The 21623-nt window shown below is 60.9% G+C and carries 22 protein-coding genes; 12 read left to right on the top strand and 10 right to left on the bottom strand.

Going from position 1 to position 21623, the window contains the following annotated elements; all coding sequences use genetic code 11:
• Window positions 1-12 precede the first annotated feature (12 nt).
• The 5 genes from mdoH to pdsR form a co-directional block, all read right to left on the bottom strand.
• Window positions 13-2124: a glucans biosynthesis glucosyltransferase MdoH gene (gene mdoH / locus CLR77_RS04020; protein WP_097459274.1), complete on the bottom strand. Its 2112-nt coding sequence runs from the start codon at window positions 2122-2124 to the stop codon at window positions 13-15.
• A complete protein-coding gene (locus tag CLR77_RS04015; RefSeq protein ID WP_097459273.1) occupies window positions 2124-2372 on the bottom strand; it encodes a hypothetical protein in 249 nt (82 codons plus the stop codon). Before CLR77_RS04015 ends, mdoH begins: the two co-directional genes overlap by 1 nt.
• Window position 2373: 1 nt before the next feature.
• Window positions 2374-3915, bottom strand: a complete 1542-nt coding sequence (locus CLR77_RS04010) for a glucan biosynthesis protein G (protein ID WP_097459272.1) — start codon at window positions 3913-3915, stop codon at window positions 2374-2376.
• Window positions 3916-4267: 352 nt separating this feature from the next.
• Window positions 4268-6316: an ATP-binding protein gene (locus CLR77_RS04005; protein WP_097459271.1), complete on the bottom strand. Its 2049-nt coding sequence runs from the start codon at window positions 6314-6316 to the stop codon at window positions 4268-4270.
• Window positions 6317-6325: 9 nt separating this feature from the next.
• Window positions 6326-7027 (bottom strand): proteobacterial dedicated sortase system response regulator, encoded by a 702-nt coding sequence (gene pdsR / locus CLR77_RS04000; protein ID WP_097459270.1) that lies wholly within the window; start codon window positions 7025-7027, stop codon window positions 6326-6328.
• A gap of 195 nt (window positions 7028-7222) precedes the next feature.
• Between pdsR and CLR77_RS03995 the strand changes: the two genes are divergently transcribed.
• From CLR77_RS03995 to CLR77_RS03985, 3 genes are read left to right on the top strand one after another with little or no spacing between them, the layout of a single operon-like run.
• Entirely contained in the window at window positions 7223-9349 is a 2127-nt protein-coding gene (locus tag CLR77_RS03995) for a marine proteobacterial sortase target protein (RefSeq protein WP_227519794.1), read from the top strand.
• Window positions 9346-10011 carry a class GN sortase gene (locus tag CLR77_RS03990; RefSeq protein ID WP_227519793.1) on the top strand — a complete coding sequence of 222 codons (666 nt, stop codon included), beginning with the start codon at window positions 9346-9348 and terminating at the stop codon, window positions 10009-10011. Before CLR77_RS03995 ends, CLR77_RS03990 begins: the two co-directional genes overlap by 4 nt.
• On the top strand, window positions 9989-10240 hold the full coding sequence (locus tag CLR77_RS03985; RefSeq protein WP_097459268.1) for a YkoF family thiamine/hydroxymethylpyrimidine-binding protein: 252 nt from the start codon (window positions 9989-9991) through the stop codon (window positions 10238-10240). Before CLR77_RS03990 ends, CLR77_RS03985 begins: the two co-directional genes overlap by 23 nt.
• Before the next feature lie 8 nt (window positions 10241-10248).
• Here the strand turns inward: CLR77_RS03985 and CLR77_RS03980 are convergent, their stop codons facing one another.
• Complete coding sequence (locus tag CLR77_RS03980; protein ID WP_097459267.1) at window positions 10249-10845, bottom strand: TetR/AcrR family transcriptional regulator; 597 nt, start codon at window positions 10843-10845, stop codon at window positions 10249-10251.
• Window positions 10846-10955: 110 nt separating this feature from the next.
• On the opposite strand from CLR77_RS03980, the gene CLR77_RS03975 reads away from it, so the two are divergent.
• Both CLR77_RS03975 and CLR77_RS03970 read left to right on the top strand, forming a co-directional pair.
• A complete protein-coding gene (locus CLR77_RS03975) occupies window positions 10956-11375 on the top strand; it encodes a PaaI family thioesterase (RefSeq protein WP_097459266.1) in 420 nt (139 codons plus the stop codon).
• A 171-nt stretch (window positions 11376-11546) separates the two neighbouring features.
• The gene (locus tag CLR77_RS03970) at window positions 11547-12227 is read left to right on the top strand and encodes a hypothetical protein (RefSeq protein ID WP_097459265.1); all 681 of its coding nucleotides are present in this window, start codon (window positions 11547-11549) and stop codon (window positions 12225-12227) included.
• A gap of 35 nt (window positions 12228-12262) precedes the next feature.
• On the opposite strand, the gene mprF is transcribed toward CLR77_RS03970, so the two are convergent.
• Window positions 12263-14911, bottom strand: a complete 2649-nt coding sequence (gene mprF / locus CLR77_RS03965; protein ID WP_097459264.1) for a bifunctional lysylphosphatidylglycerol flippase/synthetase MprF — start codon at window positions 14909-14911, stop codon at window positions 12263-12265.
• A gap of 143 nt (window positions 14912-15054) precedes the next feature.
• Here mprF and CLR77_RS03960 point away from each other — a divergent pair, with 143 nt between their 5' ends.
• The 3 genes from CLR77_RS03960 (at window position 15055) to CLR77_RS03950 (ending at window position 17045) form a co-directional block, all read left to right on the top strand.
• Window positions 15055-16491: an AcvB/VirJ family lysyl-phosphatidylglycerol hydrolase gene (locus tag CLR77_RS03960; RefSeq protein ID WP_097459263.1), complete on the top strand. Its 1437-nt coding sequence runs from the start codon at window positions 15055-15057 to the stop codon at window positions 16489-16491.
• A 22-nt stretch (window positions 16492-16513) separates the two neighbouring features.
• Window positions 16514-16726 (top strand): hypothetical protein, encoded by a 213-nt coding sequence (locus tag CLR77_RS03955; protein ID WP_097459262.1) that lies wholly within the window; start codon window positions 16514-16516, stop codon window positions 16724-16726.
• A gap of 79 nt (window positions 16727-16805) precedes the next feature.
• Window positions 16806-17045, top strand: coding sequence for a YdcH family protein (locus tag CLR77_RS03950; RefSeq protein ID WP_097459261.1), 240 nt, complete (start codon window positions 16806-16808; stop codon window positions 17043-17045).
• On the opposite strand, the gene CLR77_RS03945 is transcribed toward CLR77_RS03950, so the two are convergent.
• On the bottom strand, window positions 17042-17386 hold the full coding sequence (locus CLR77_RS03945; protein WP_227519792.1) for a DUF3301 domain-containing protein: 345 nt from the start codon (window positions 17384-17386) through the stop codon (window positions 17042-17044). The two genes, CLR77_RS03950 and CLR77_RS03945, sit on opposite strands and share 4 nt — an antisense overlap.
• A 203-nt stretch (window positions 17387-17589) precedes the next feature.
• On the opposite strand from CLR77_RS03945, the gene CLR77_RS03940 reads away from it, so the two are divergent.
• Window positions 17590-17832 carry a GlsB/YeaQ/YmgE family stress response membrane protein gene (locus tag CLR77_RS03940; protein ID WP_097459260.1) on the top strand — a complete coding sequence of 81 codons (243 nt, stop codon included), beginning with the start codon at window positions 17590-17592 and terminating at the stop codon, window positions 17830-17832.
• A 71-nt stretch (window positions 17833-17903) separates the two neighbouring features.
• Window positions 17904-18311 carry an MAPEG family protein gene (locus CLR77_RS03935; protein ID WP_097459259.1) on the top strand — a complete coding sequence of 136 codons (408 nt, stop codon included), beginning with the start codon at window positions 17904-17906 and terminating at the stop codon, window positions 18309-18311.
• A 29-nt stretch (window positions 18312-18340) separates the two neighbouring features.
• Here CLR77_RS03935 and CLR77_RS03930 read toward each other — a convergent pair whose 3' ends face one another.
• Window positions 18341-18793 carry a copper resistance protein NlpE N-terminal domain-containing protein gene (locus CLR77_RS03930; RefSeq protein WP_097459258.1) on the bottom strand — a complete coding sequence of 151 codons (453 nt, stop codon included), beginning with the start codon at window positions 18791-18793 and terminating at the stop codon, window positions 18341-18343.
• A gap of 135 nt (window positions 18794-18928) precedes the next feature.
• On the opposite strand from CLR77_RS03930, the gene CLR77_RS03925 reads away from it, so the two are divergent.
• Entirely contained in the window at window positions 18929-19312 is a 384-nt protein-coding gene (locus tag CLR77_RS03925) for an MAPEG family protein (protein ID WP_097459257.1), read from the top strand.
• Window positions 19313-19398: 86 nt separating this feature from the next.
• On the opposite strand, the gene CLR77_RS03920 is transcribed toward CLR77_RS03925, so the two are convergent.
• Complete coding sequence (locus CLR77_RS03920; RefSeq protein ID WP_097459256.1) at window positions 19399-19827, bottom strand: OmpA family protein; 429 nt, start codon at window positions 19825-19827, stop codon at window positions 19399-19401.
• A gap of 314 nt (window positions 19828-20141) precedes the next feature.
• Here CLR77_RS03920 and CLR77_RS03915 point away from each other — a divergent pair, with 314 nt between their 5' ends.
• Window positions 20142-21602 carry a rhomboid family intramembrane serine protease gene (locus CLR77_RS03915; RefSeq protein WP_097459255.1) on the top strand — a complete coding sequence of 487 codons (1461 nt, stop codon included), beginning with the start codon at window positions 20142-20144 and terminating at the stop codon, window positions 21600-21602.
• Window positions 21603-21623: the final 21 nt, after the last annotated feature.

The raw sequence follows: 21623 nt of genomic DNA, 5'->3' as shown, positions 1-21623 counted from the left end.
TACCCGGAACGATCAGTCGGTTTCGATCCGGGTAATTCGCCGTTCCAGCAGTTGCCCCCAATAGGTATCCGGTGCCGCCCGCCAGACGGCGTTATGCAGCCAGACGAGGGACTCGCCATCTTTGGCCAGTAACGTCAGTTCTCGCCGGCTCAAGCCCTTGGGTCCATCTCGCAGGCAATGCTCGCGCAGTTGGCGGAAGCGCTCGCGCCTTACATCGTGGCGTGGCGGACGTGCCAGGGCGACGTGAACCGCGTTGAGGCGGGGATCGATAATGGCTTCCTCGAAGGCGATCAATCCCCTGTGCAGCGACGTCAGTAGCCGTCCTCCAGCCAGGTCTTCAAGCAATTGCGAGCCAAGGATCTCTTCGGGAGTAAGCATCAGTTTCCTGCGACGCAGCCATTGACCGACACCGACTCGACTGAGCAGGACCGAAGTCGGTGCAGCCAGCACCAAGGGTAATGCCACCGGCAGAGACCAGAAGAAGAACATGGGTTTCAGCCACCACGCGAAACCGGCCCAGGCTGCTGCAACCACGGTACCGGGAGCCTGGCTGATGAAGGCGGCCTTCCAGCCGGTTTCATCGGTCCGGTTCTGCCCCCCCCAATGCAAAGAAACATTGAAGAGGGCACCAAGGACATAGCGGCTGTGGGCCAGCATGCGGATCGGCGCCAGGAGCGTCGAGATCAGTATCTCCAGCGCAACGCTCAGGGTGAGGCGTATAAACCCGCCGTGGTCACGCCGTCGATGTGTCAGCAGTACGTCCAGGATTGCCAGTATCTTGGGTAGGAACAGCAATACGACGGTGCTGCCAGCCAGGCGGATTGCCCATTCCGGGTGCCATTCCGGCCACAGGGGAAACAGACTGTGAGCCGACGGGAAATAGTTGATGGGCCAGAGCGTCAGCCGTGTTGTCTCGATGGTGGTCAGCACCAGAAAGGCCAGCCACAGCGGTGATGCCAGGTAGGACATGATGCCGTTGAGAAAGGCCATGCGATGGGCAAAGCGAAGTTTTCGGCTGAACAGCATGAGCCAGAGGTGTTGCAGGTTACCTTTGGCCCAGCGCTTGTCGCGGGTGAGCTCGTCCACTAGGGTCGGCGGCGATTCCTCGAAGCTGTGGGTCAGCTCCGGTTCCATCCACACTTCAAAGCCGGCCCGGCCCATGAAGGCGGCTTCGACGAAGTCGTGACTCATGATCGGGCCCTTGAAAAGGCCCAATCCCGGGAGCTGCGGCAAGCCGCAATGGCGCATGAAAGGTGCCGTGCGAATCACCGCATTATGGCCCCAGTAGGCAGCGTCCCCCAGCTGGATGGCGGCCAGTCCCGTCGAGAAGAGCGGCCCGTAGAGATGATTGGCGAACTGCTGGACCCGGGCGAACAGGGAGCGGGCATTTACCAGCGTCGGCGCCGTCTGCAGGATGCCGACCTGAGGCTCCAATTGCATCAGCTGCACCATGCGGACCAGGGTGTCTCCTTCCATCAGGCTATCGGCGTCGAGCACAATCATATACTCGTAACACTTGCCCCAGCGCCGCAGGAAGTCCGCAATATTGCCGCTTTTGTAGTTGAGGTTGACCGTGCGGCGACGGTAGAACAGGCGCTCTTCTGCATTCAGTTCCTGGCAGAGCTGGTACCAGGCGGACTGTTCCGCGAGCCAGACTTCAGGGTCGCGGCTGTCGGACAGGATGAAAAAGTCGAAATCGTCGAGTCTGCCGGTCCGCTCCAGGGAGCGGTAAATGGCTCGCAGGCCGCCCAGTGTGCGCTCGATGGGTTCATGGTAGATGGGCATGACCACGGCGGTCCGGGCGAGGGCGATGGCGTCCCAGTCGGTCTTGCGATGACGTTTTACCAACGACAGGCAATCGCCGCCAAGGCGGCGCAGGACAAAGCCATACACCGCCGTCCAGAAGCCGATCGAGATCCAGGAAAAGAGCAGGGCGAACAGTGCGGCCATGCCCTTCTCCACCCAGGTGCCACCGTGGTAGGGCAGGATGGCGATCATGTAGTAGGTGCCTGCCAGCACCTGGGCCAGGACGACGAGTATCAGCAGGCCGCGCCTGAACGCCGCAAACAGGCGCCAGCGGGCGCTGCGCTGCGGGGACTCCGGAATCGCGGTCGACGGATTCATCAGTATCTGTCGTAGCCGATACTGGCGCGCTGGATTGTCGGATGTGCGGTCGGCAATGTCAGTGCCGAAACCGCGAAACGCCGGGGCAGCTCATCCATGACGGCTGTCAGCGGATCGTCGCTTTCCGCGATGGCGTGTCTCACCAGGTCCAGTGCCGAAAGCATGACCTCCTGTGTTGGCTCCACACCACACCAGTGCAGGTAGGCAAGCGCCCGCTCCAGGGCATATTCGCTGATGCTGCGTGTCATGTTATTCGCCTCCGGCCAACACGTTGTTATCGGCGGGCAGAAAGTAGCTCCAGGTCTCGCTCAGGGTTTGCTCGCCTTGAGCCAGATAGGCGCGTAGACCCAGCGGCTTGCCGTCCGCCGGCTTGGCGAGTATCGAAAGCCTCCAACCGTGTATGGGCGGTACGTATTCCGCAAATTGTTCGAGAATCTGGCCGCCATTCCGGGCGGTAACCCTGCCCACGACCGAGGCGTTGGCGCGGAGCTTGTCCAGGGGCCCGCCCTTGAAATCCACCAGTATCCGGTAGGCGCCCTTGACGTTGCCGCCACCGACCCGGTTGCCATCGCCGACAAAGGTGTTGATCGCATGGGCCATGGTTTCGCCGGCGATACCGGCATCGCCGAAGCTCAGGTTGTAGGCCAGGGTGACAGGCTTCTTCGCCGGCCAGGGCTGCAACGGACTCCAGAAGGCGGCGATGTTGTCGTTGGTTTCCTTGTCGGTCGGCAGCTGCACCAGCACCACCTGGCCCTTTCCCCAGTCGCCCTGGGGTTCCACCCAGATGCTCGGTCTTTGATCGTAACGGGCACCGAGGTCCTGGTAATCGGCAAAGGCAGTATGGCGCTGCATCAGGCCGAAGCCGCTAACGCTTTCGGTGCTGAAATAGTCCATCTGCAGCGTCTTGGGATCGATCAGGGGGCGCCAGAGCCATTCACCGCTCCCGCCGTTATGGATCAGAAGGCCGTCTGAATCATGCACCTGCTGCCGCCACTCGCCCCGGGGGCGCGGCGTATTTTCGCCATAGAAAAACATGCTGGTCAGCGGAGCGACACCCAGTAGCTTGATGGTCTGACGGGGAATCAGGACAGCTTTGACCTTCAGCAGGGTCTTCGTGCCGGGATAGACGGTGAACTGGTAGGCGCCGGTCACGCTCTTGCCGTTGAGCAGCCCATAGAACAGCATGGCGTGGGCATCGGGCGCCGGTCTTACCAGCCAGTATTCGACGAATGACGGGAACTGTTCCCCTGTCGGCAACCCCGTGTCGACCGCGACCCCGCGAGCGGAGCTGCCAAAGACGTTCTGTTTGCCTATGCCCTGAAAATAACTGGCACCGGCGAACATCAGGAACGGGGTTTGAACACTGGACTTTAGCAATGGGTAGGTCAGTTTGAAGCCGGCATATCCCAGGTCCGGGGGGACGCGCTTGCCCAGGTCATCGCTCGGGAACGAGAATTGGTTTTTGTCATAATTCAGCGGGCGAACGCCTTCGGAATTGATGGTGTTGATCTTCACCGCATGGGTGTAATAGAGCCCCGGCGAGACCATCGTTACCTGGAACCGCGAATGACTTTCCCGCCACAGGCTTTGCTCGGCGTCGAAGCGGATGTTGCGGTATTGGTTGAAACTCAAGTCCGTCATGAACTTGGGTATCGGTTCTGGGGCCTTGTAGGGCTTTTCAGCCAATGCCTTGGCCTTGGCAACGACATCGTCGAAACCGAATCCTTGTGCGGTCACAGAATACGAGGCGATGGCGACAAGGGTCAGGATAGAAAACATTATCCGACGCATGTTGTGCAACTCCTTGCTATGCGCGACCAGCAATGTACCGGCCTGCAGGCCTGTTCAGAGGCATGCACCATGTAAGCTCCAGTTCAACAGCTGCGACTCAGGGAATTGTATGCAGCGACGCGGGAACGACAAACTCCAACAAAGATGCGCAGTGGTTGTAATCCGTAATGCCCGCAGCCCATGGGCCGATTTCCGGTGCCGAGGGTGCGCGGCGATCCGCGTCAAGGGCGGTTATTCTACCCGAGCGAAGCGATTGATGCGCTAGTTGACGATGCGCAGCGGGTTGGCTGGCCGTGCTGAATGATACTTTTGTGACGGAGGACAATGCTTAGGTCGCCTGTACCGCGGTTGCTCAGTGCAGGGCCGGTAGCCGGACCCTGAAGATGGCACCGCGTCCGTCCGGACGGTTGCTGGCGCTCGCCTGCCCCCGGTGGAAGTCGGCAATCAGTTTGACGATCAGCAGCCCCTGGCCCAGATGACCATCGTCGCCCTGATGCCGGATCGATACAAAGGCGGCGAAGATGTCCCGGGTCATCCTCTCCGGCAAGGGGGGGCCTTCGTTATCGACTTCGAGGATCAAGGTTCCATCCTCGTGGCGCAGTCGCACTTCGATCAGGCCGCCGGCAGGCGTGAAATCGCGGGCATTGTCGACCAGTTTGTCGAGCATCTGCACGATCAGCTCCGGCGCACCGCTCATGGTGCAGGCGGCTGAGGGGCCGCGATAGTGGATACGGTGTCCGGGATCGAGGCTCTGGTAAGCCTGGGTGGCCATGCCGAGGACCTCTGCGAGGTCGAACAGCTCAGGTTCCGCGTGGGCAATGCTTTGTTCGAGCCGTGAGGCCTCGCTCATCGCCTGGAGGATGCGGCTCAGGCGGTCTGTGCCCTGGAGGGCGCGCTCGATATAGGGGTACTGCACGTTCGTCGGCTCGGTATGTCTCAGGTTGTCGAGGGACGAACGCACCACGGCGAGCGGCGTCTTCAGCTCGTGGGACAGTTTGCTGGCGAAGCTTTCCAGATAGTCCGTGTAGTGTTTGAGGTTGTCCACCAGGCGTGCGAATTGCCGGGACAGGTCGCCGACTTCGTCCTTGTGACGGGACGGCTTCAGGTAGCCGATCACACGACCGTCTTCATCCACGGTGGCAGCCACCTGGCGACGCAGGCGGGTGATGCGCCAGGACAGCCAACTGGCATAACCGAGAAGAATCAGCAGCAGGGCCATCATCAGCAGGAGACTGCGCGAGAGTACATGCCCCAGCGTCTGGCTGGAGAGGGAGAGCAGGTCGTTAACCGAATGCCGTATTACCAGCAGTGCCTGATCCTTACCGATCGAGACGGGCGCCACGGCGGTCAGCATGGCGTCCTCGTCCGGTGTGGAGCGGGTTGTTGCGTGTACGGCTCGGTGCTCTTGCAGCGCCCGACTGAAGAGCGGGCTAGTCAGACGCGAACCGTTATCTTCGAGCGGAAAGCCTGCCGGTTGCTGGGTGGCCAGCAGCATCCGCAGACCATTCAACATGATCTTTTCCAGAATCTGCAGGGGGCGCCAGTCGGTGACATCGGTGGTTTCGTCCGGAACCGGGCGCTGGGCGGATGACAGCAGCCATCCGTCGCGCTGGACCAACTGCACGGTTTCGCCCGACTGCAGGAAGGGGTGCAGGGCTTGCAGGAGATTGGCGCGGGCATATTCGAGCCGCGGCAGGGTTTGATTCTGGAGCCCCTCCTGGCCCAGCGACATGAGTGTGCCGTCCTGGTCAGGGCGTAGCACCGTGAAGCCGAAAGGTGTGCCGGCGGCGGGCAACGGCAGCTGCAGCTCGACGGTATAGCCGGTGGGGGTAGACTGCCAGAACCCACGAATATCGGTGTCCGTCGTTGCCGGATTCGGCCGGTCACGGACTTCGCCCCGCACCGGGCCGGGGGCGGAGGTCTGCAGCCAGCGTTGGGTCCGGTGATCGGGTGCTCCCCAGCTGAGACGGATTTCCTCGTGAGGGGTTTCCGGCGTATCCGGCTGCATGTACAGCACATTGTTGGTGTGTACGACGATCAGGAGGAAGAGATGGGTGCCGTCGGTCGCCGCCTGCCAGAAGACCCCCTGGCCCGCGTCGTGCAATGGCGGCATGGCATCCTCACCATGGGCGCCGGGCCAGTCATCGGCGTAGCCGTCGAGAATCAGCGCGTGGTCCAGTGGTTCGGCGTAGAGCACGCGCTGGCCGGGTTGCACGGGCTGCAATGTCGCCACGGCGGGCTGGTTTTGCAGGAAGAACGCCATCTGTGCCGCTTGCTGGCTGAGCGTGTCCATTTCCCGCGCGCGCAGGGCCGCGTCCAGCTGCGTGACGAACAGGAAGCTGGCCCAGGGAATCAGTACGGTGAGAAGGCCGGCAATCAGCAATTGCCGTCGCAGTGTCATGAAAGGGCCCTAGCCGTCATGCGTGTGCCACCGGTAACCCATGCCGTATAGCGTCTGGATCGCGTCGAAGTCGGCGTCGATCTGCTGGAATTTACGGCGGATCCGTTTGATATGAGAGGTGACGGTATTGTCGTCCAGCACCGTATTGGCAGCCTCCATCAGTTGGCTGCGACTGCGGACGTGCCCGGGATGCCGGGCCAGGGCGTGCAGCATCCAGAACTCGGTGACCGTCAGGTCGATCGGCTGGTTGCGCCAGGATACCGTCATGCGGTCGACGTTCAGGCGCAGATGGCCGCGCTCCAGATGTTCCTCCTGGTCCTGGCGGGCCTCCTGCCAGGCATCGACCCGTCGAAACAGGGCCGCGATTCGGGCAAACAGGTGATCCAGGCTCATATCCTTGGTGACGTAGTCGTCAGCCCCCAGGCGCAATCCCAGTACGCTATCCGTATCGCTGTCGCGTGCGGTCAGAAAGATGATCGGCAGCGTGGCGGAGCGGGCGCGCAGGTCACGACAGAGTTCAAATCCGGCGTCCACTTCGTCTCCCAGGCCGACATCGATGATGGCCAGCTCCGGCAACTGCTGCTGGAAGCTCGCCCAGGCGCTGGGCCTGTCGGCATAGAGGGCGACACTGTAGCCCCGGCGCTCCAGGGCATCGCGATAATTGGCGCGGATCGCGGGTTCGTCTTCAACCAGGGCTATACGTCTCTTCATGGGGGCTTCTGGCAAGGTTGGCGGATGATCGACGGTTGCGGTGTCTATTAAAACATGCCGGTGTTGCATCGCAAGCTTCGCCGATGTTCCTGCCACAATTGATCATAATTGAACCCTGGCGTTGTCCGATTTCGGCACGGCTTTGCCGCCTCGTCCTGGTGAACTATCCCCATCGAGATGAGGGAGCGGAACACCATGATCATTCGCCTGGGACAAGGGCAGCGGCTGCGAGGGGATTCAAGGCATCGTTTGTCAAACAACGCCGACTGGTGGCTGCGTCGGCTGGAAGACGTCAGCCTGGTGCTGGCGTTTCTCCTGTTCTGCGTTGTGCAGTCCGCGTTAGCCGACACCTTAGACGATGCCGGGACCGGGCAACTGATGTTGCACGGTAAAGGTAGCCACCAGTATCAGCCGGCCGACCTGCTGAATACCCACTATGACGTTCAGGTCAGTGGTTTGCTGGCGGACACCACGCTGAAACAGCAGTTCAAAAACACCACGCGGGATTGGCGGGAAGCCGTCTACGTCTTTCCCCTACCGCCGGATGCGGCGGTCTATCACCTGATATTGCACGTCGGCGACCGAATTATCGAAGGCAAGGTGGCGACACGGGAGAAGGCGCGCCGGCAGTATTCCGAGGCCCGGAGTGGCGGACACTCGGCGGTGCTGGTCGAGCAGCAGCGCCCGAACCTGTTTACCACATCGGTCGCCAACATCGCGCCGGGACAGCGGGTAACGGTCGAGCTGCGTTATCAGCAGCGTGTGGAATATCGGGACGGAACCTTCAGCCTGTCGATGCCGCTCACCCTCACGCCGCGGTATATGCCGGGTACCACCTTGCCTGAGGATACCGCGAATGTGCAGTGGCAGGACGGTTGGGCGAGGCCGACCGGCCAGGTGCCGGATGCCGACAGGATCAGTCCCTATACGATACCGGGCAATCAACTGCCGGATCAGGACCACCGGGCGACACTGCGCGTCGAGTTGGATAGCGGTTTCCCTATCGCCTCCGTGACCAGCCCCAGCCATCAACTGGAAACGCAATACCACGGCAATCAGGTCACGGTGACGCCGCAGGACGACCCGGTCAGTATGGATCGTGATTTCGTCCTGCACTGGCGCCCGGCTTTGGGAGTTTCGCCCGCGGCGGCGGTATTTCACGAAAACTGGGCGGGTGACGATTACCTGCTGCTGATGCTGCTGCCCGGTACCCAGTCTGCCGTGCACAGCCTGCCGCGTGAAACGGAGCTGGTGATCGACACCTCCGGGTCAATGGGGGGCGAGTCCCTGCGTCAGGCGAAAGCTGCAGTATCCCGGGCGCTGGACAGTCTGCGACCTCAGGATCGCTTCAATATCATCGCTTTCAACAGCACGACATCGTCCTTGTATGACCGCAGCCAACCGGTCACACCGGAAACGCTGGCGGCAGGCCACCGTTTTGTCGACGGGCTGCGGGCAGAAGGCGGTACCGAGATGGCTTCGGCGCTGATTCGTGCCCTGGAACCGCCCGCCACCGAGGGCTGGCTGCGACAGGTGGTATTTCTGACTGATGGTGCCGTCGGCAATGAGCAGGCGCTGTTTGGCCTGATCCATCAGCACCTGGGGGATGCGCGTCTTTTCACCGTGGGCATCGGTTCTGCACCCAACCGCTATTTCATGCGCAAGGCGGCCCGCTTCGGACGTGGCACCTACACGGCCATTTCCAGCGAACAACGGGTTGCTCAGAAGATGGATCGGCTGTTCCGTAAACTTCGCGCACCGGTGTTGAGCCACCTGACCCTGGACTGGCCGGCGGCGGAGGCCGAGAGCTATCCGGCACGGCCTGGTGACCTCTATCTCGGTGAGCCCTTGGTCATTGTGGTCAAGGGGGAGCCGGCTACAGGCATTCTCACGCTAAGTGGTCGTCAGGAGGAGAGTGGGGGCGGTGCGACCTGGGCGCAGACCCTGGACCTGTCCAGGGCTGCACCGGCAACCGGTATTCACCGCTATTGGGCCCGGCAGAAGATCGATGGCTTGCTCGATGAAATGGCCATGGGCGCGGATGCGGGGCCGATACGGGAAGAGGTCACCCAGGTCGCGCTCAGGCACCAACTGGTTAGCCCCTGGACCAGCTTCGTGGCCGTCGATCAGGAGCCGGTCCGCCCGGCAGATGAAACATTGGCCGGGGATAGTGTGGCCACGGTGCTGCCGGCCGGCTCTGATCCACACATGGCCCGATTTCCGCAAACCGGAACCGATGCGCCCTTGCTGATCGCATTGGGGCTGGCGGGGCTGATGTCGGTCATGGCGCTGGTGATGCTGCAAAGCAGGAGATGCTCATGAGCCTGCTGATTCGAGGATTGACGCTCGCCGCGAGCCTCTGTCTGCTCGCCGGCCTCTGGATTCCGGCCAAGGCCTGGCTGGCCCAACGACTGCTGGATCAGGCCTGGGCGGAAACCGATGCTGGTTTGGGGCCGGAAAAACCCTGGCCCTGGGCCGACACCTGGCCGGTCGCCCGCCTGACATTACCCCGGCAGAAATTGTCGCTGGTGGTGCTGGAAGGTGCATCCGGTCAAAGCCTGGCGTTCGGGCCGGGTCATCTGGAGGCCTCCGCCGCGCCGGGCACGGAAGGCACCATCGTGATTGCGGGTCACCGGGATACCTTCTTCCGCAGTTTGGCGAACATCCGCAAGGGCGACCCCATCGACCTGCAGGCGCCGCTCAAAGGCGCGGTTCACTATCGGGTGGTTTCGATGCAGGTGGTCGACAGCCGCAAGACCAAACTGGACCTGACGGCGGCCTCGCGGGGAGTGGATCGGCTCATGCTGGTGACCTGTTATCCCTTCGACGCCGTTATGCCCGGCGGGCCCCTGCGTTATGTGGTGACGGCTGTGCGTAACGGAACATCAGGTGCGATTGACGGCGCCGTACGGGAGGCGCAGTCTGTCAGGCATCATTCTCCGCCAGACCAGGGAGGCGCCCATGGAACTGTCAGTCGAACTTAGTTATTACCCGTTGGATGCGGATTACAAACCGCTGATCCGGGCCTTTATCGAGGCTCTCAAGACGTCGGGTTTGGATGTCTACAGCAACCGCATGAGCACCCAGTTGTTCGGCGACTTCGATGATGTGATGAGTGCCCTGTCACAGCTGATGAAGTGGTCTTTCGAACAGCATGGCAAGGCGGTTTTCGTCGCCAAGTTCCTGGAGGGGGATCGTCGTCCGCGGGACTAGCTTTCCCTTCAGACCGCCACCGATCTCCAGGCGGCATTGGCAAAGGTCCTGGCGTGCTGGCGGGGCGAATGCCTGACCCGTCCGGCCAGCCAGGCGCGGCAATAATCCTGGATCGGCCCGTTGACCAGGGCGTGATACAGGTCCAGCGGCAGCGGCTGTAGTACGCCTTGCTCGATGTGCGGCTGCAGCCAGTCGCGCAGGGCCATGAATTGCTTGCGATTGTTGTCTTTCAGGGCTTCTGCGGCGGCGCCCCGGATCACGCGGCCCCGCGCCGAGAAGATAAAGCGTGCCCAGTCCGGGTTTTCTGTCACCCAGTCGATATAGCTGGTAACCATTATCTCGATGCCATCGCGCGCATCGCTACAGGCGGCAAGCCCCTTCAGCAAAGGTTCCGAATAGTTGTGCAAGCCGTCCAGAAAGAGCGTGGAGGCAATGTCTTCCTTGTTCGCGAAATGATGATAGAGGCTTCCCGTGCTGGCACCGGACTTGTCGCGGATCATCTCAATGGTCGTGCCTTCGATGCCGTGCTCGGTGAAGCAGTCCAGCGCGGCCTGGAGGATGCTTTCGCGCCGGCTTTTGCCGCGTGCTTGACCTGTTTCGCTCATAAGTAGAATATCATTCTAGAATTTTGTTCTAGTCAGTATAGGGTGATGGGTCGGCCCTGGCCAGACCGGCCCCTACTTTTTGCGTCGGGTCTATCTCGGAGACATTGTCGATGTCGAACCTCACTGAATTTGGCCAGAGTATTTTGCAGCAACAGCCCTTTAGTCGTTTCCTGGGTGCCGAACTGGAAAAACTGGAGGCGGGGAGCGCCGTCGTCACGCTGGCGGTGAAGGAGTCTTTTCTGCAACAGCACGGTTATGTGCACGGCGGCGTGGTCAGCTATCTGGCCGACAACGCGCTGACCTTTGCCGGGGGCTCGACGTTTGGCGATGCGCTGACCGTGGAGTTCAAGATCAACTATGTGAAACCGGCGAAAGCACAGAGGTTGCGTGCGGTGGCTTCGGTCAGTGCCGGTGGCCGCCGGCTGGCTACCTGCCGCTGCGACGTGATTGCGGAAAATGACGGGGAAACCCCTTATGTCTGTGCCGTTGCCCAAGGCACCATCATGGCGTTAAAAAGGGAGGATGCTTAGTTATTTCCCGGTAATTGGGGTATACAGGTTGCAGGGCTACTTTTTTGCCGGTTCGCACATGTATCAGGGGGCTGAATGTCGAGCCACAAAGTCTGATACTCAGGGATGAAGCGCGGCTGCCTGTCGGCAAATCAGGCTCGACGGGGCAGCGGTGGTGGAAGGAGGCAGTCTATGACGTTGTCGGGAGTTGTCACCTTACTGGATGGAACGCTCGGCCGCTTTGCCGGTCTGGCGCTGTTGCTGACCTGGGTGGTCGGTGGCCTGTTGTTCCTGTGGCTGAGACGGCTCCAGCGGCAGGAGCATGAAGAGCTTTCCCAGACGCTCCGCACCTTGCGCTATGAGATCGATGAGGGGCGTCAGATGTTTTCAATGTCCCAATCCGCAATGTCTGGACAGCCCTCCAGGAATGGCAGCCGGGTGAGCCGGCCCCAGTACGAGATGGAACTGGAGGCCTATCGGGATATCTGGAACGCGATCAGCGAATTACACCGTGCGCTTGGTCTGTTCCTGCGCTCCGTCGACAACCGGGAGCGCGTCGATGAGTATCGGCAGCATGCCCGTGTCGCGGCCAAGGAGGCCAGGGATGTGAGTGGCCGTCTGATACCGTTTTACCATGAGTCGATCGAACCCCTCGTTACCGCCTTGCTCGATCGCTATATTTACCTGCATCTCAGCGCCTGCTCCTACCTGGACGGTCAGTCCGGCGAGTCGCTGCCGGAGCAGCAGGGCGTCACCCTGGCAATCCTGCGCGAGCGTACCCGCGCGCTTTTCGACGAAGAGGCTCAGCACCAGTTGATGGAATTGGCGAGGGCCATCCGGCGCCGTACGGTGGAGACACGCCTGTCTGACTGAGGTTTCTCGCAGGACAAGCCGTTCCCGGGCTACGATCACTTCTTCAGCAGGACTCGCATATAGCCTCCGGCAACCAGTGCCGCGATATCCAGCAGCAGGGTCTGGACGTTGCGGCCATGGGGGTAGGCCAGATAGGCACCGCGCCACTCCGGGCTGAACTTGTCCTTGTAGCGTCGCAGGCCCTTGTAGTTGTAGAGGCGGTTGCCGTACTTGTAAGCCAGGCTGGCCAGGCGCTCGCTACGGAAGGCGTAGGGGGTGTCGCCGACACCGGCAAGGGGTGCCATGCCCAGATTGAAATAGGTATAGCCCTGGTCCCGCCCATACTCCATCAGACGAACGAACAGAAAATCCATGGTACCGCCGGGGGCGTCCGGAACGTGGCGCATCAGGTCGACGCTGAATTCATATTTCTGTCCATAGCCCGGCATCAGGTTGGCGAACGCGATGATGTCGTCCTGGCGACGGACCACTGCGATGGGCGACGCTTCCAGATAGTCGCGCGTGAAGGCGCCCAGGGAGAAGCCTTTTTCGGCCCCCTGCCGTTCCTGCAGCCAGGCATCCGATATCTGCTGCAGCTGCTGCCAGAGGGATTCGGGCAAGGGGTGTTCCAGGATATCGAAAGTCAGGCCCTCCCGTTCCGCCCGGTTCACCGCGGCACGCAGGTCGCCTTTGCGTTTGCCGCTGAGCGTGAAATCGGTCAGTGGCACCAGGGCCTCCTCTCCCAGCTTGAACAGCCGGAAGCCGCAGTCGTGGTAGTGGTGCAACCGGTCCTCGTCCACTTCGTAAAACACCGGCACCCGGTCATGGCGATCGGCAAATTCGCGAAACTCCCGGATCGCCTGATCGATCAGCGCATCCGGTCCGACCGGATCTCCCAGCGCCACGAAGACATTTCGGATAGCGCCGAACTGGATCAGGACTTTCTCCTCCGCACCGTAGAAAAGATGCTTATCGCCCATAAAGGCCAGGTGGGAAAAGTTATTGCTGCCGTTGCGCTCGAAGAAACGCCGGGTCTGTTCGAGCTCCTCGGCCTTGGGTTTGTGCAGCGGAGGGCCCGGCATGCGGAACCAGCTCCAGCCGAGAAAGCCAAGCACGGTAATCGCCATCACCAGTACGCTTTGCAGGAAGCGGGTCGGGTGCATGACGCCGTAGCCCCAGTGGGCAAGGAGGTGCATCAGGTGTGAGTCGGTGGTCAGCAGGTCGCCCACCGCCATGAAAAGCGCCAGGGCCAGGATGAAACCGATGAACCAGTTGACGTTGCGACGGCTGAACAGAGCGTAAGTTTCGCGGTAAAAGAAGCGTTGCCGGCCCCTCAGCAGCACGGCGACCATCAGCAGGAACAGGGCTTCCTCATAGTCGATGCCCTTGATCAGGCTGAAGACCGCGCCCGAGAGGAGCAGAACCTGGGTCAGCCGGTAGGCGGAACGCACCTGTCCGGCAATGCCGCGCGCCAAGCCGACCAGCAGGACACCAATGGCGACGCTGACGAAATGAGACCCTTCTATGGCTGGTACGGGCAGATAATCGTGCAGCAGGGCCGTTCGCTCGGCGATGGAGGGGGAGGCCGAGGACAGTAACAGGACCAGACCGGCGGCAAAGGTCATCCAGGCCAGCACGCGGACGCCGAAGGATGCCAGCCAGCTGACGGGCAACTGCAGGATGCCCAGCAGGGGATAGCGTTGCAGACGGCTCGCCAGCCGGTTTCGGAGTGTCGGGCTGCGGACGGTCAGCAGTTCCGCGCCCAGATAGACGGCGATCAGCCAGGGGATCAAGTAGTAGAAGAGCCGGAACAGGAGAATGCCGGCCAGGGTGTCAGCATGGTTGGCGCTGCTGGAGAGCGTTAGCAGCAGGGCGCCGTCGAACACGCCCAGGCCGCCCGGCAGGAGGCTGGCAATACCGAGGGCGGCCGAGAGCACGAAGCCCGCGACAAACAGGGGCAGAGGTATCTGAACGCCGGAGACCCGCAGGCAGAGCCACAGGGTGATAGCTGCAAACAGCCAGTCCAGTACCGAAATACCGACCAGCCCCAGCCGATAGCGCAGGCTCAGCGGTGGCAGGGCGCGCAGAAAGCGCTGGTGCAACCTGCCGGATCCGGTCAGCAGGAAGAACACCGGCAGATAGAGTGCAAACAGCGCAACAACGGCGTAGACGATACCGCTGGCGGCCGGCATCTGGTGGATCAGCGACGGGGCCAGCGGCAGTGTCAGGGCGATCAGGGTGGACAATCCCAGGGGAACCGACAGCACCATCGTGCCCGAGTAGCTGGCGGCCTTGGCCCCGCCGATGCCTTCACGGGTCAGCAGCAGGTAGCGGATGCCGGAACCGGTCAGGCCGGACATCCCCGCCAGGTTATTGAACGTATTCGCAATCCAGGAATAGCGCAGGAGGCGTTGCCAGGGGATATGGATATTCAGCCATCTTGCGACGGTCCAGTCGTACAGATACATGGCGGAAACGGCGCTTATCCCCAGCCCGCAGAGTCCGACCAATTGCGCAATATCCAGGTCGCGCAGCTGACTGCGCAATTGGTGAATATCGAGCCCGCCGATCTCGCGAGCGAGCAGCCAGCCGACAACGGCCAGCAGGACGATAGGAACCAGGCGGCGCATCCAGAGGACGGTTCTGTTGAGACCTTCAGGGGCCGTCTTGGCCTCTTCGGGCAGGGCGTTGTGATTGGAACTCATCGTGGCCTGTCGTGTCTTTCTATAATTGCGGGTACGATGGTGCCCGACGGGTCTGGTTCCCTGCCATGCCCTGCGCCCGTCCTTGTCCGGATTTACTAGCGAGAGCCTGATAGTCCTGTCTTCTTAATGTTTGGAGCATTCGCATGAGGCGTTTGTCGACGCTGTTGTTACTGTTGTTATTACCGATCACCCTGATGATCGTAAACCCTGAAAGGGCCGAAGCACGGGACGATTCCACGACACTGACGTTTGGGGCCCTTGGTACCCTGCACATCTATCGGCCTGCCGGCGATCCCCAACAGGTCGTCCTGTTCGCGTCGGGTGACGGAGGGTGGAATCTTGGGGTACTGGACATGGCCCGTGCCTTGAGGGATCAGGGCGCCATGGTTATCGGATTCAGTACGCCGCATTATCTCGGTTCCCTGAATAAAAGGCACGTCTCCTGTCACTATCCTGCCGGTGATTTGGAGGCTGTTGCCCAGTTCGTTGAGAAATCCTTCCGTCTGCCGCATTACCATGCGCCGCTGCTGGTCGGCTATTCATCCGGTGCGACCCTGGTCTACGGCGCCCTGGCGGAAGCGCCGCCGGGGACCTTTATCGGCGGCATCAGCCTGGGCTTTTCCGACGACCTGGCAGTGCGGCGCCCCCTTTGTCGCGGCGCAGGATTGCACAATGTGCGCTCGAAGGACGGCAAGGAATACCTGCTGCGGCCCGGTGCCCTGGCGGTGCCCTGGATTGCGCTGCAGGGGGATATCGATCTGGATGTCAGTCCGAAGGCGGCCAACGACTTCGTCGCCCAGGTGAAAAACGGGGAAATCGTCAATCTGCCCCATGTCGGGCACGGGTTCTCCGTCAATCGGCACTGGATGCCGCAGTATCTTGCGGCGTACCGAAAAATCGTCGAGCAACAGGCGGCGGGGACGAAACAGGTTCTGCCGGTGGCTCTGGGCGACCTGCCCGTGATCGAGGTGCCGGCGACCCATCCGAAGGGAGATACGTTCGCCGTGATCCTGTCCGGGGACGGTGGCTGGGTGAGTATCGACAAGGACATCGGCCGGCAGCTGGCTGCCAGCGGCCTGCCAGTGGTGGGTTTCAACTCCCTCCAGTATTTCTGGTCACCGCGAAAACCGGCCGGTATGGCGGATGATCTGGACAAGATCATACGGCACTATCTCAATGCCTGGCATCGATCCAGGGTCATGTTGATCGGTTATTCGCGTGGTGCGGACGTTTTGCCCTTCATGGTCAGCCGCCTGTCGCCGGCCTTGCGCAAACGGGTGACCCTGGTCGGGCTGTTGGGGCCCAGCCTGAAAACCTCGTTCGAGTTCCATGTCAGCGATTGGCTGATGGACGCGGCCCATGGCACCGATCAACCCATCGGCCCGGAAGTCCACAAACTGGATGACCTGTCGATCCTGTGTGTCTATGGTGCGGATGAAACGGATACCCTGTGTCCCAGGTTGCAGGACATGAAAAATGTCAGAATGGTGAAAACAGAGGGTGGCCATCATTTTGACGGCGATTATCGGCATCTGGCCAGTCTGATCCTGCATCAGGCGGAGGTGGCGGATAACCCGTAACCAAACGAGCGGAGATTTCCTCATGAGCGACGCTGGCAGTGACGACAGGCAGGCGCCGGGCACGGCGCCTGCGGCAAAGACCGTCAAGGCGGGCTGTGGTATTCGATATGATCCCGAAACGTTGAACGAGGAAGTCGGGTTCGATTTCAGTGACGCCGCGTCGTTGTTGGCGGCTGACACTGCGCCGACGGAAAATCAATCGATCAGCCTGGAGAAAAAAGACGCGTCACCTTGACGAAGCTTAATGGCCCTCCGGCCCATCGGGTTGCTAGGATGGGGGCGTTGCGTCGGTTTCACGGAGGAGAGGTGAAGTTATGAACGTCGAACCCCATGACCTTGAGCATGAATTTCCCGAACACAAGGACGCGATTGCCTTACGCAAGACATCGGATGCCCATTTCGCGGGCCTTTACCAGCGTTACCGGACGTTGGATCGGGAAATCTGTCGTCTCGAAAATATCGAGCTGCCGGTGTCAGACAGGATGCTGGAAGACAAGAAAAAGGAGCGTCTGTTCCTCAAGGATCAGCTCTACGGTCTGTTGAACGCGAGCTAATCCTGGTCGGGCGCGGGGTCGGCGGGTTCCATCCGGTGCGGTTCGAGTTCGATCCAGTCGACGGCATGGCCCAGCATGATCACGCGTCCCCGGTAACGTTCGTCGCCGGTCGAGGTGAACTCGAACAGGAAGGAGCGCCAGACGCGAAGGCTGCCGCGGGCATCGCGCTTGAACCAGAATCCGCGCAACACCAGACTGTCGTCGAGCATGACGACATCGACCCGGCGGCAGTAGTCCTTAACGGCGCGGAATGCCTGTTCCTTGATGCCATGGGCGCTCCACCAATAGCACCCCGCCAGCGCCATCAGAAACAGCCAGAACAGTTGTGGCAGGTTCAGCATTAGGCTCCTCATCAACGCGAGACAGTCCGGGTGGCCCTGAAACATTCCGGGAATGATCCCAGCATAGGCCATGGGGTACCCTTTTGTCCCCGTGCTAGTCGGTATCGCGTATTCATCTCTGCAATGGCGGCTGGCAGACTGACAGCTTGCGGGGATGTTCCCCGTAAACGGTATAGGATGGCCACCTGAAGAGGGAGAACACCTTGGGACTGATACTTTTTCTGATCATCGGTGCTGTTGCGGGCTGGTTGGCCGGCGTCATCATGAAGGGCGACGGCTTCGGATTTTTCGGCAATATGGGGGTCGGTATTGTCGGTGCGCTGTTGGGAGGCTTCGTCTTCCGGTTGCTGGGATTGAGCTCCCATGGCCTGGTCGGCAGCCTGGTCACGGCAACCGCCGGTGCCCTGATCTTGCTCTGGATCGTGGGAATGACGCGTCGCCGTTAACTCCGTCCCTCCTCACGCCGGGATTTCTTGTTATTCTTCTGCCTCTTTTGCTCATCAAGGAGATTGTGTGAATGGTGATCCCGGTAACTGCGTTTTTCGCCAGCATAACGGCTCTTCTCATGCTTTTCCTCGCCTATCGTGTCACCGTCTTCCGGCGCCGTTTCAAGGTCGGCCTGGGTGATCACGGCGACCGGGAGTTCAATACCGCCATCAGGGCCCATGCCAATCTGGTGGAAAATGCGCCGATAACCCTGTTGTTACTGGGAATTGCCGAGCTCAACGGCGTCAATGCCTTTTGGATCTATGTGTTGGGACTGGTGTTCGTTGCCAGTCGCCTGTTGCATGCCTGGGGCTTTATCCGCAGTCAGGGCGGGGCGCACGTGGGGCGGCTCCTGGGCATGGTTGGCACCTGGTTTGTCCTGTTGGCGCTGGTGGTGCTCAATATCTGGAACGTCGCCATGGTGTCAGGGCGGTTCTGAACCCTTCGGTGTCCCTGACCCCTGGCATATCAGGGGCCAGGGACGCGAATACGACGCAAGCGATAGCTCAGTGTTGATTTGATGGAGCGCCCCTGGGCGTCCAGTTTGAGCAGGCTGCCGTCCGGCAACTGGCTGAAGAATTGCTCGGGCCGGGGTATTCCTCCGTCCTTTGCTTTTGGCTGCAGGACGATCATGCCCAGACTGTCCTCGTTGTGGCGCGGCACCCGTCGCCAGTGGCCTTCGCCGACGAAGGTTCGCGGCGAGGTGGTGGCACTTTGGTAGGTTTGGGTCAGTCGGTAAACGCTTGGCTGTTTCCAAAGCTGCAACTGCATACGGATACCTGGGCAGTCGGCGCAGGGTAGCAGGCCCGCCCAGGTGCCATAGGGCGACTGTCCGCTGGGCACCAGGCTGGAAGAGGCCTGACATCCAGCCAATACCAATATTGCCAGCAACATCGGCCATGCTCGGTGCAGTCCGTTCACGCGGATACCTTTCCTTCTTCATGATCCGTTTTCAGGGTATCGTGCCGCATTGCCGTTGACCAGAGGCCATGCGGCCAATGGTTTGCTGTGCGGTGCGTGACAGTTTACGCACCGAAATCAACTCAGGAGATCACCATGACGACTGCCTATTGGTGTGTGCTTTTTGCCTTATTGCTGCCATACGCCTTTACATTTTCGGCGAAATTCACGGGGCGAGGGTTCGGCCTGCGGACCAATCACGATCCGCGCCGTTTTCTCGAGCAGTTACAGGGCGCCCGTAAGCGGGCCCACTATGCGCAGCTGAATTCCTTCGAAGTGACGCCAGCGTTCAGCGCCGCCGTCATCATTTCCCATCTGGCGGGAGCACCCCAGCCCAGCATCGATCATCTGGCCCTGGCCTTCGTCATTAGCCGCGTGCTCTTCGGTATCTGCTATATCGCCGATTGGGCAGCGCTGCGCTCCCTGGTCTGGTTCTTCGGTATGGCGTGTATCGCCGGACTGTTCGTCGTGGCCTCCTGAGCCGTCTGCATCGGTCGTTTTCCGGTTGCGGGTGTCACCGGATCCCATCCTCCGGCAACACCCGTTCCCAACGCACCGGGCGAGCGTTACGGGGCAGTAAGGTACTGCAGCTCGATGCGCCGGTTATAGGCATAGTCCGACAGGGATTTCAGCGGTACAGTCGAGCCCCAGCCGACACAGTCGACCTGGGCTTCCCGGGCGCCGGCGCGGTGTATCAGGCGGGCTGCGGTGGTAGCCCTCAGGCGTGCGAGGAATTCGTTATATTCCGCCTTGCCCTCAGCATCGGCGTGTCCGTGGATGCGCAGTTTCTGATCGGGATGCGCCGCGAGATAGTTACCGTGTTGCTCCAGAACGGCGGCATCCAGGTCGGTGAGGCGATGGGCGTTGCAGGCATAGTAAAAAAGTGTCTGAACCGGCGCGGTCACGGTGGCAGGGGGCCGCTGGTGCAACAGGCTGCTGTCGATGCGTGCGGCGCGGGCCAACAAATCCGGATTGTCGAGCACCAGGGTAGTCATGGCATTGTCCTCATGTGAACTGGGCGAAATCGGGTGTTGATCGGGTTGATCGCTTTCGCCTGCCGCTGCCCGGTTTCGATGGCATGGGCGTGACAGGCATTGAACGGTGTCCCTGTAACGTTTCTGTGACATTGCCTCCTCCGTGTGAATCGATGTCTGCGTACAGGGCTATTTCAGCGCGCCAATCTGGCGGCGCTATGCTAAAAATGCGGATGTATCACGATAAAAAATGACGAATCGTGGCAGACCGACTGGCTGGAGGTGTATCTGGCGGGTCGTGTCTCGTCCGACACGACGACGGCTGGCTCTGGACAATGCTGATTATTCCCGCGGAACGCGAGATCGACTGGAGGCGCCCTCCCTGGGTCACGTTGGCGCTCATCCTGGTTAATGTCCTGGTTTTTACCCTCTATCAGGGGGAGGATTCGTCCAAGCTTGGCGCGGCGGTGAAAACCTACCTGGACGATGGTCTGTTGCCGTTGGAGCAACCACTGTATACCGATTACCTGCAGCGCGATATCCGATTACAGGGTGTCGATCGTAGCCAGGACCTGGAGGCCGTGGAGAAGGCCATTCACGATCACCGCCGGATCGCTTTGGCGGTGCGCCTGCTGGAGGACCGCGGCTTTTACGACTACGTTGGCGAAAATGGTCATCTCTATTGGTCGCCCGACCGCTATCGACGTTGGCTGGAAGCGCGCACAACCATCCAGCGACAATATATGGATCGCCTCAGCTACCGGGCCTTTGGCCTGATTCCTGCCCATATCGACCTGGCGGACCTGTTCGCCTACCAGTTCCTGCATGGCGGTTGGGAACACATCATTGGCAACATGGTGTTCTTGTTTCTGCTCGGTTTTACCGTCGAACGGGCGCTGGGAGCGGGTCGTTTCCTGGTCGCCTACTTGACCTGCGGCGTCCTGTCAGGACTGGTTTTTGCATTGGTCGAATGGGGCAGCGATCAGCCACTGGTGGGCGCTTCCGGCGCTATTTCGGGGCTGATGGGCATGTACGTGGCCATTTTTGGTGCGCAGCGTATCCGCTTCTTCTATTTCCTCGGCGTCTATTTCGATTATTTCACGGCGCCGGCGCTGGTCATGCTGCCGGTCTGGATTGCGAAGGAAGTGTTCGATTACACCGTCGGCGGTACCCGGGGTATCGCCTATATGGCTCATGCCGGCGGTCTGGCGGCCGGGGCCGGGCTCGTCTGGCTGTTCGGACGTAGTTGGTTGCAGGTGCGGGACAGTTTCTTCGATCCCGGAGAGGACGAACAGGAGGCCGCTTTTCGCAAGCAGTACGCCATAGCGATGTCCGAATTGGGGCATATGGCCTTCGAGACGGCGCAGTTGCAGTTCGAGGCGCTCTGGCGGCGTCATCCGGATCGCCAGGTATTGCTCGAACACCTGTACCAGCTGACAAAGCTGCGCCCGGATCTGCCGGCCTATCGGGAGCGTGCCCGGGAATTGATGGAGCTGGCCTTGCGCCGGGGGCAGCCGGACCTGTTGCTCAGGATCTGGCAGGAATACCTGAAGCTCGGCGAGATGCATTTCCCGCTGTCGGCGGAAGACCACAATCGCGTGTTGTTCGCGTGTCTCCGCGAGGGGAACCTGCGGGATGCCGAAAAGGCATTCGAACGGCTACGGCACAGTGACAATAGGGTGCTCACCGAGGAGGGCTGCCGCCTACTCATCGGTGAGCTGGAAAAACGTCAGATGCAGACGAAGGCCCGCGACTACCGACGGCTTCTGCAACAGTGGGAGACGCCGGCCGAGTAGCCGTCGCCAGCCGATAACGTT

The organism is Mangrovitalea sediminis (assembly GCF_002514725.1).
Taxonomy (GTDB): domain Bacteria; phylum Pseudomonadota; class Gammaproteobacteria; order Pseudomonadales; family Oleiphilaceae; genus Mangrovitalea; species Mangrovitalea sediminis.
This window is presented reverse-complemented; position numbering and strand designations above follow the sequence as displayed.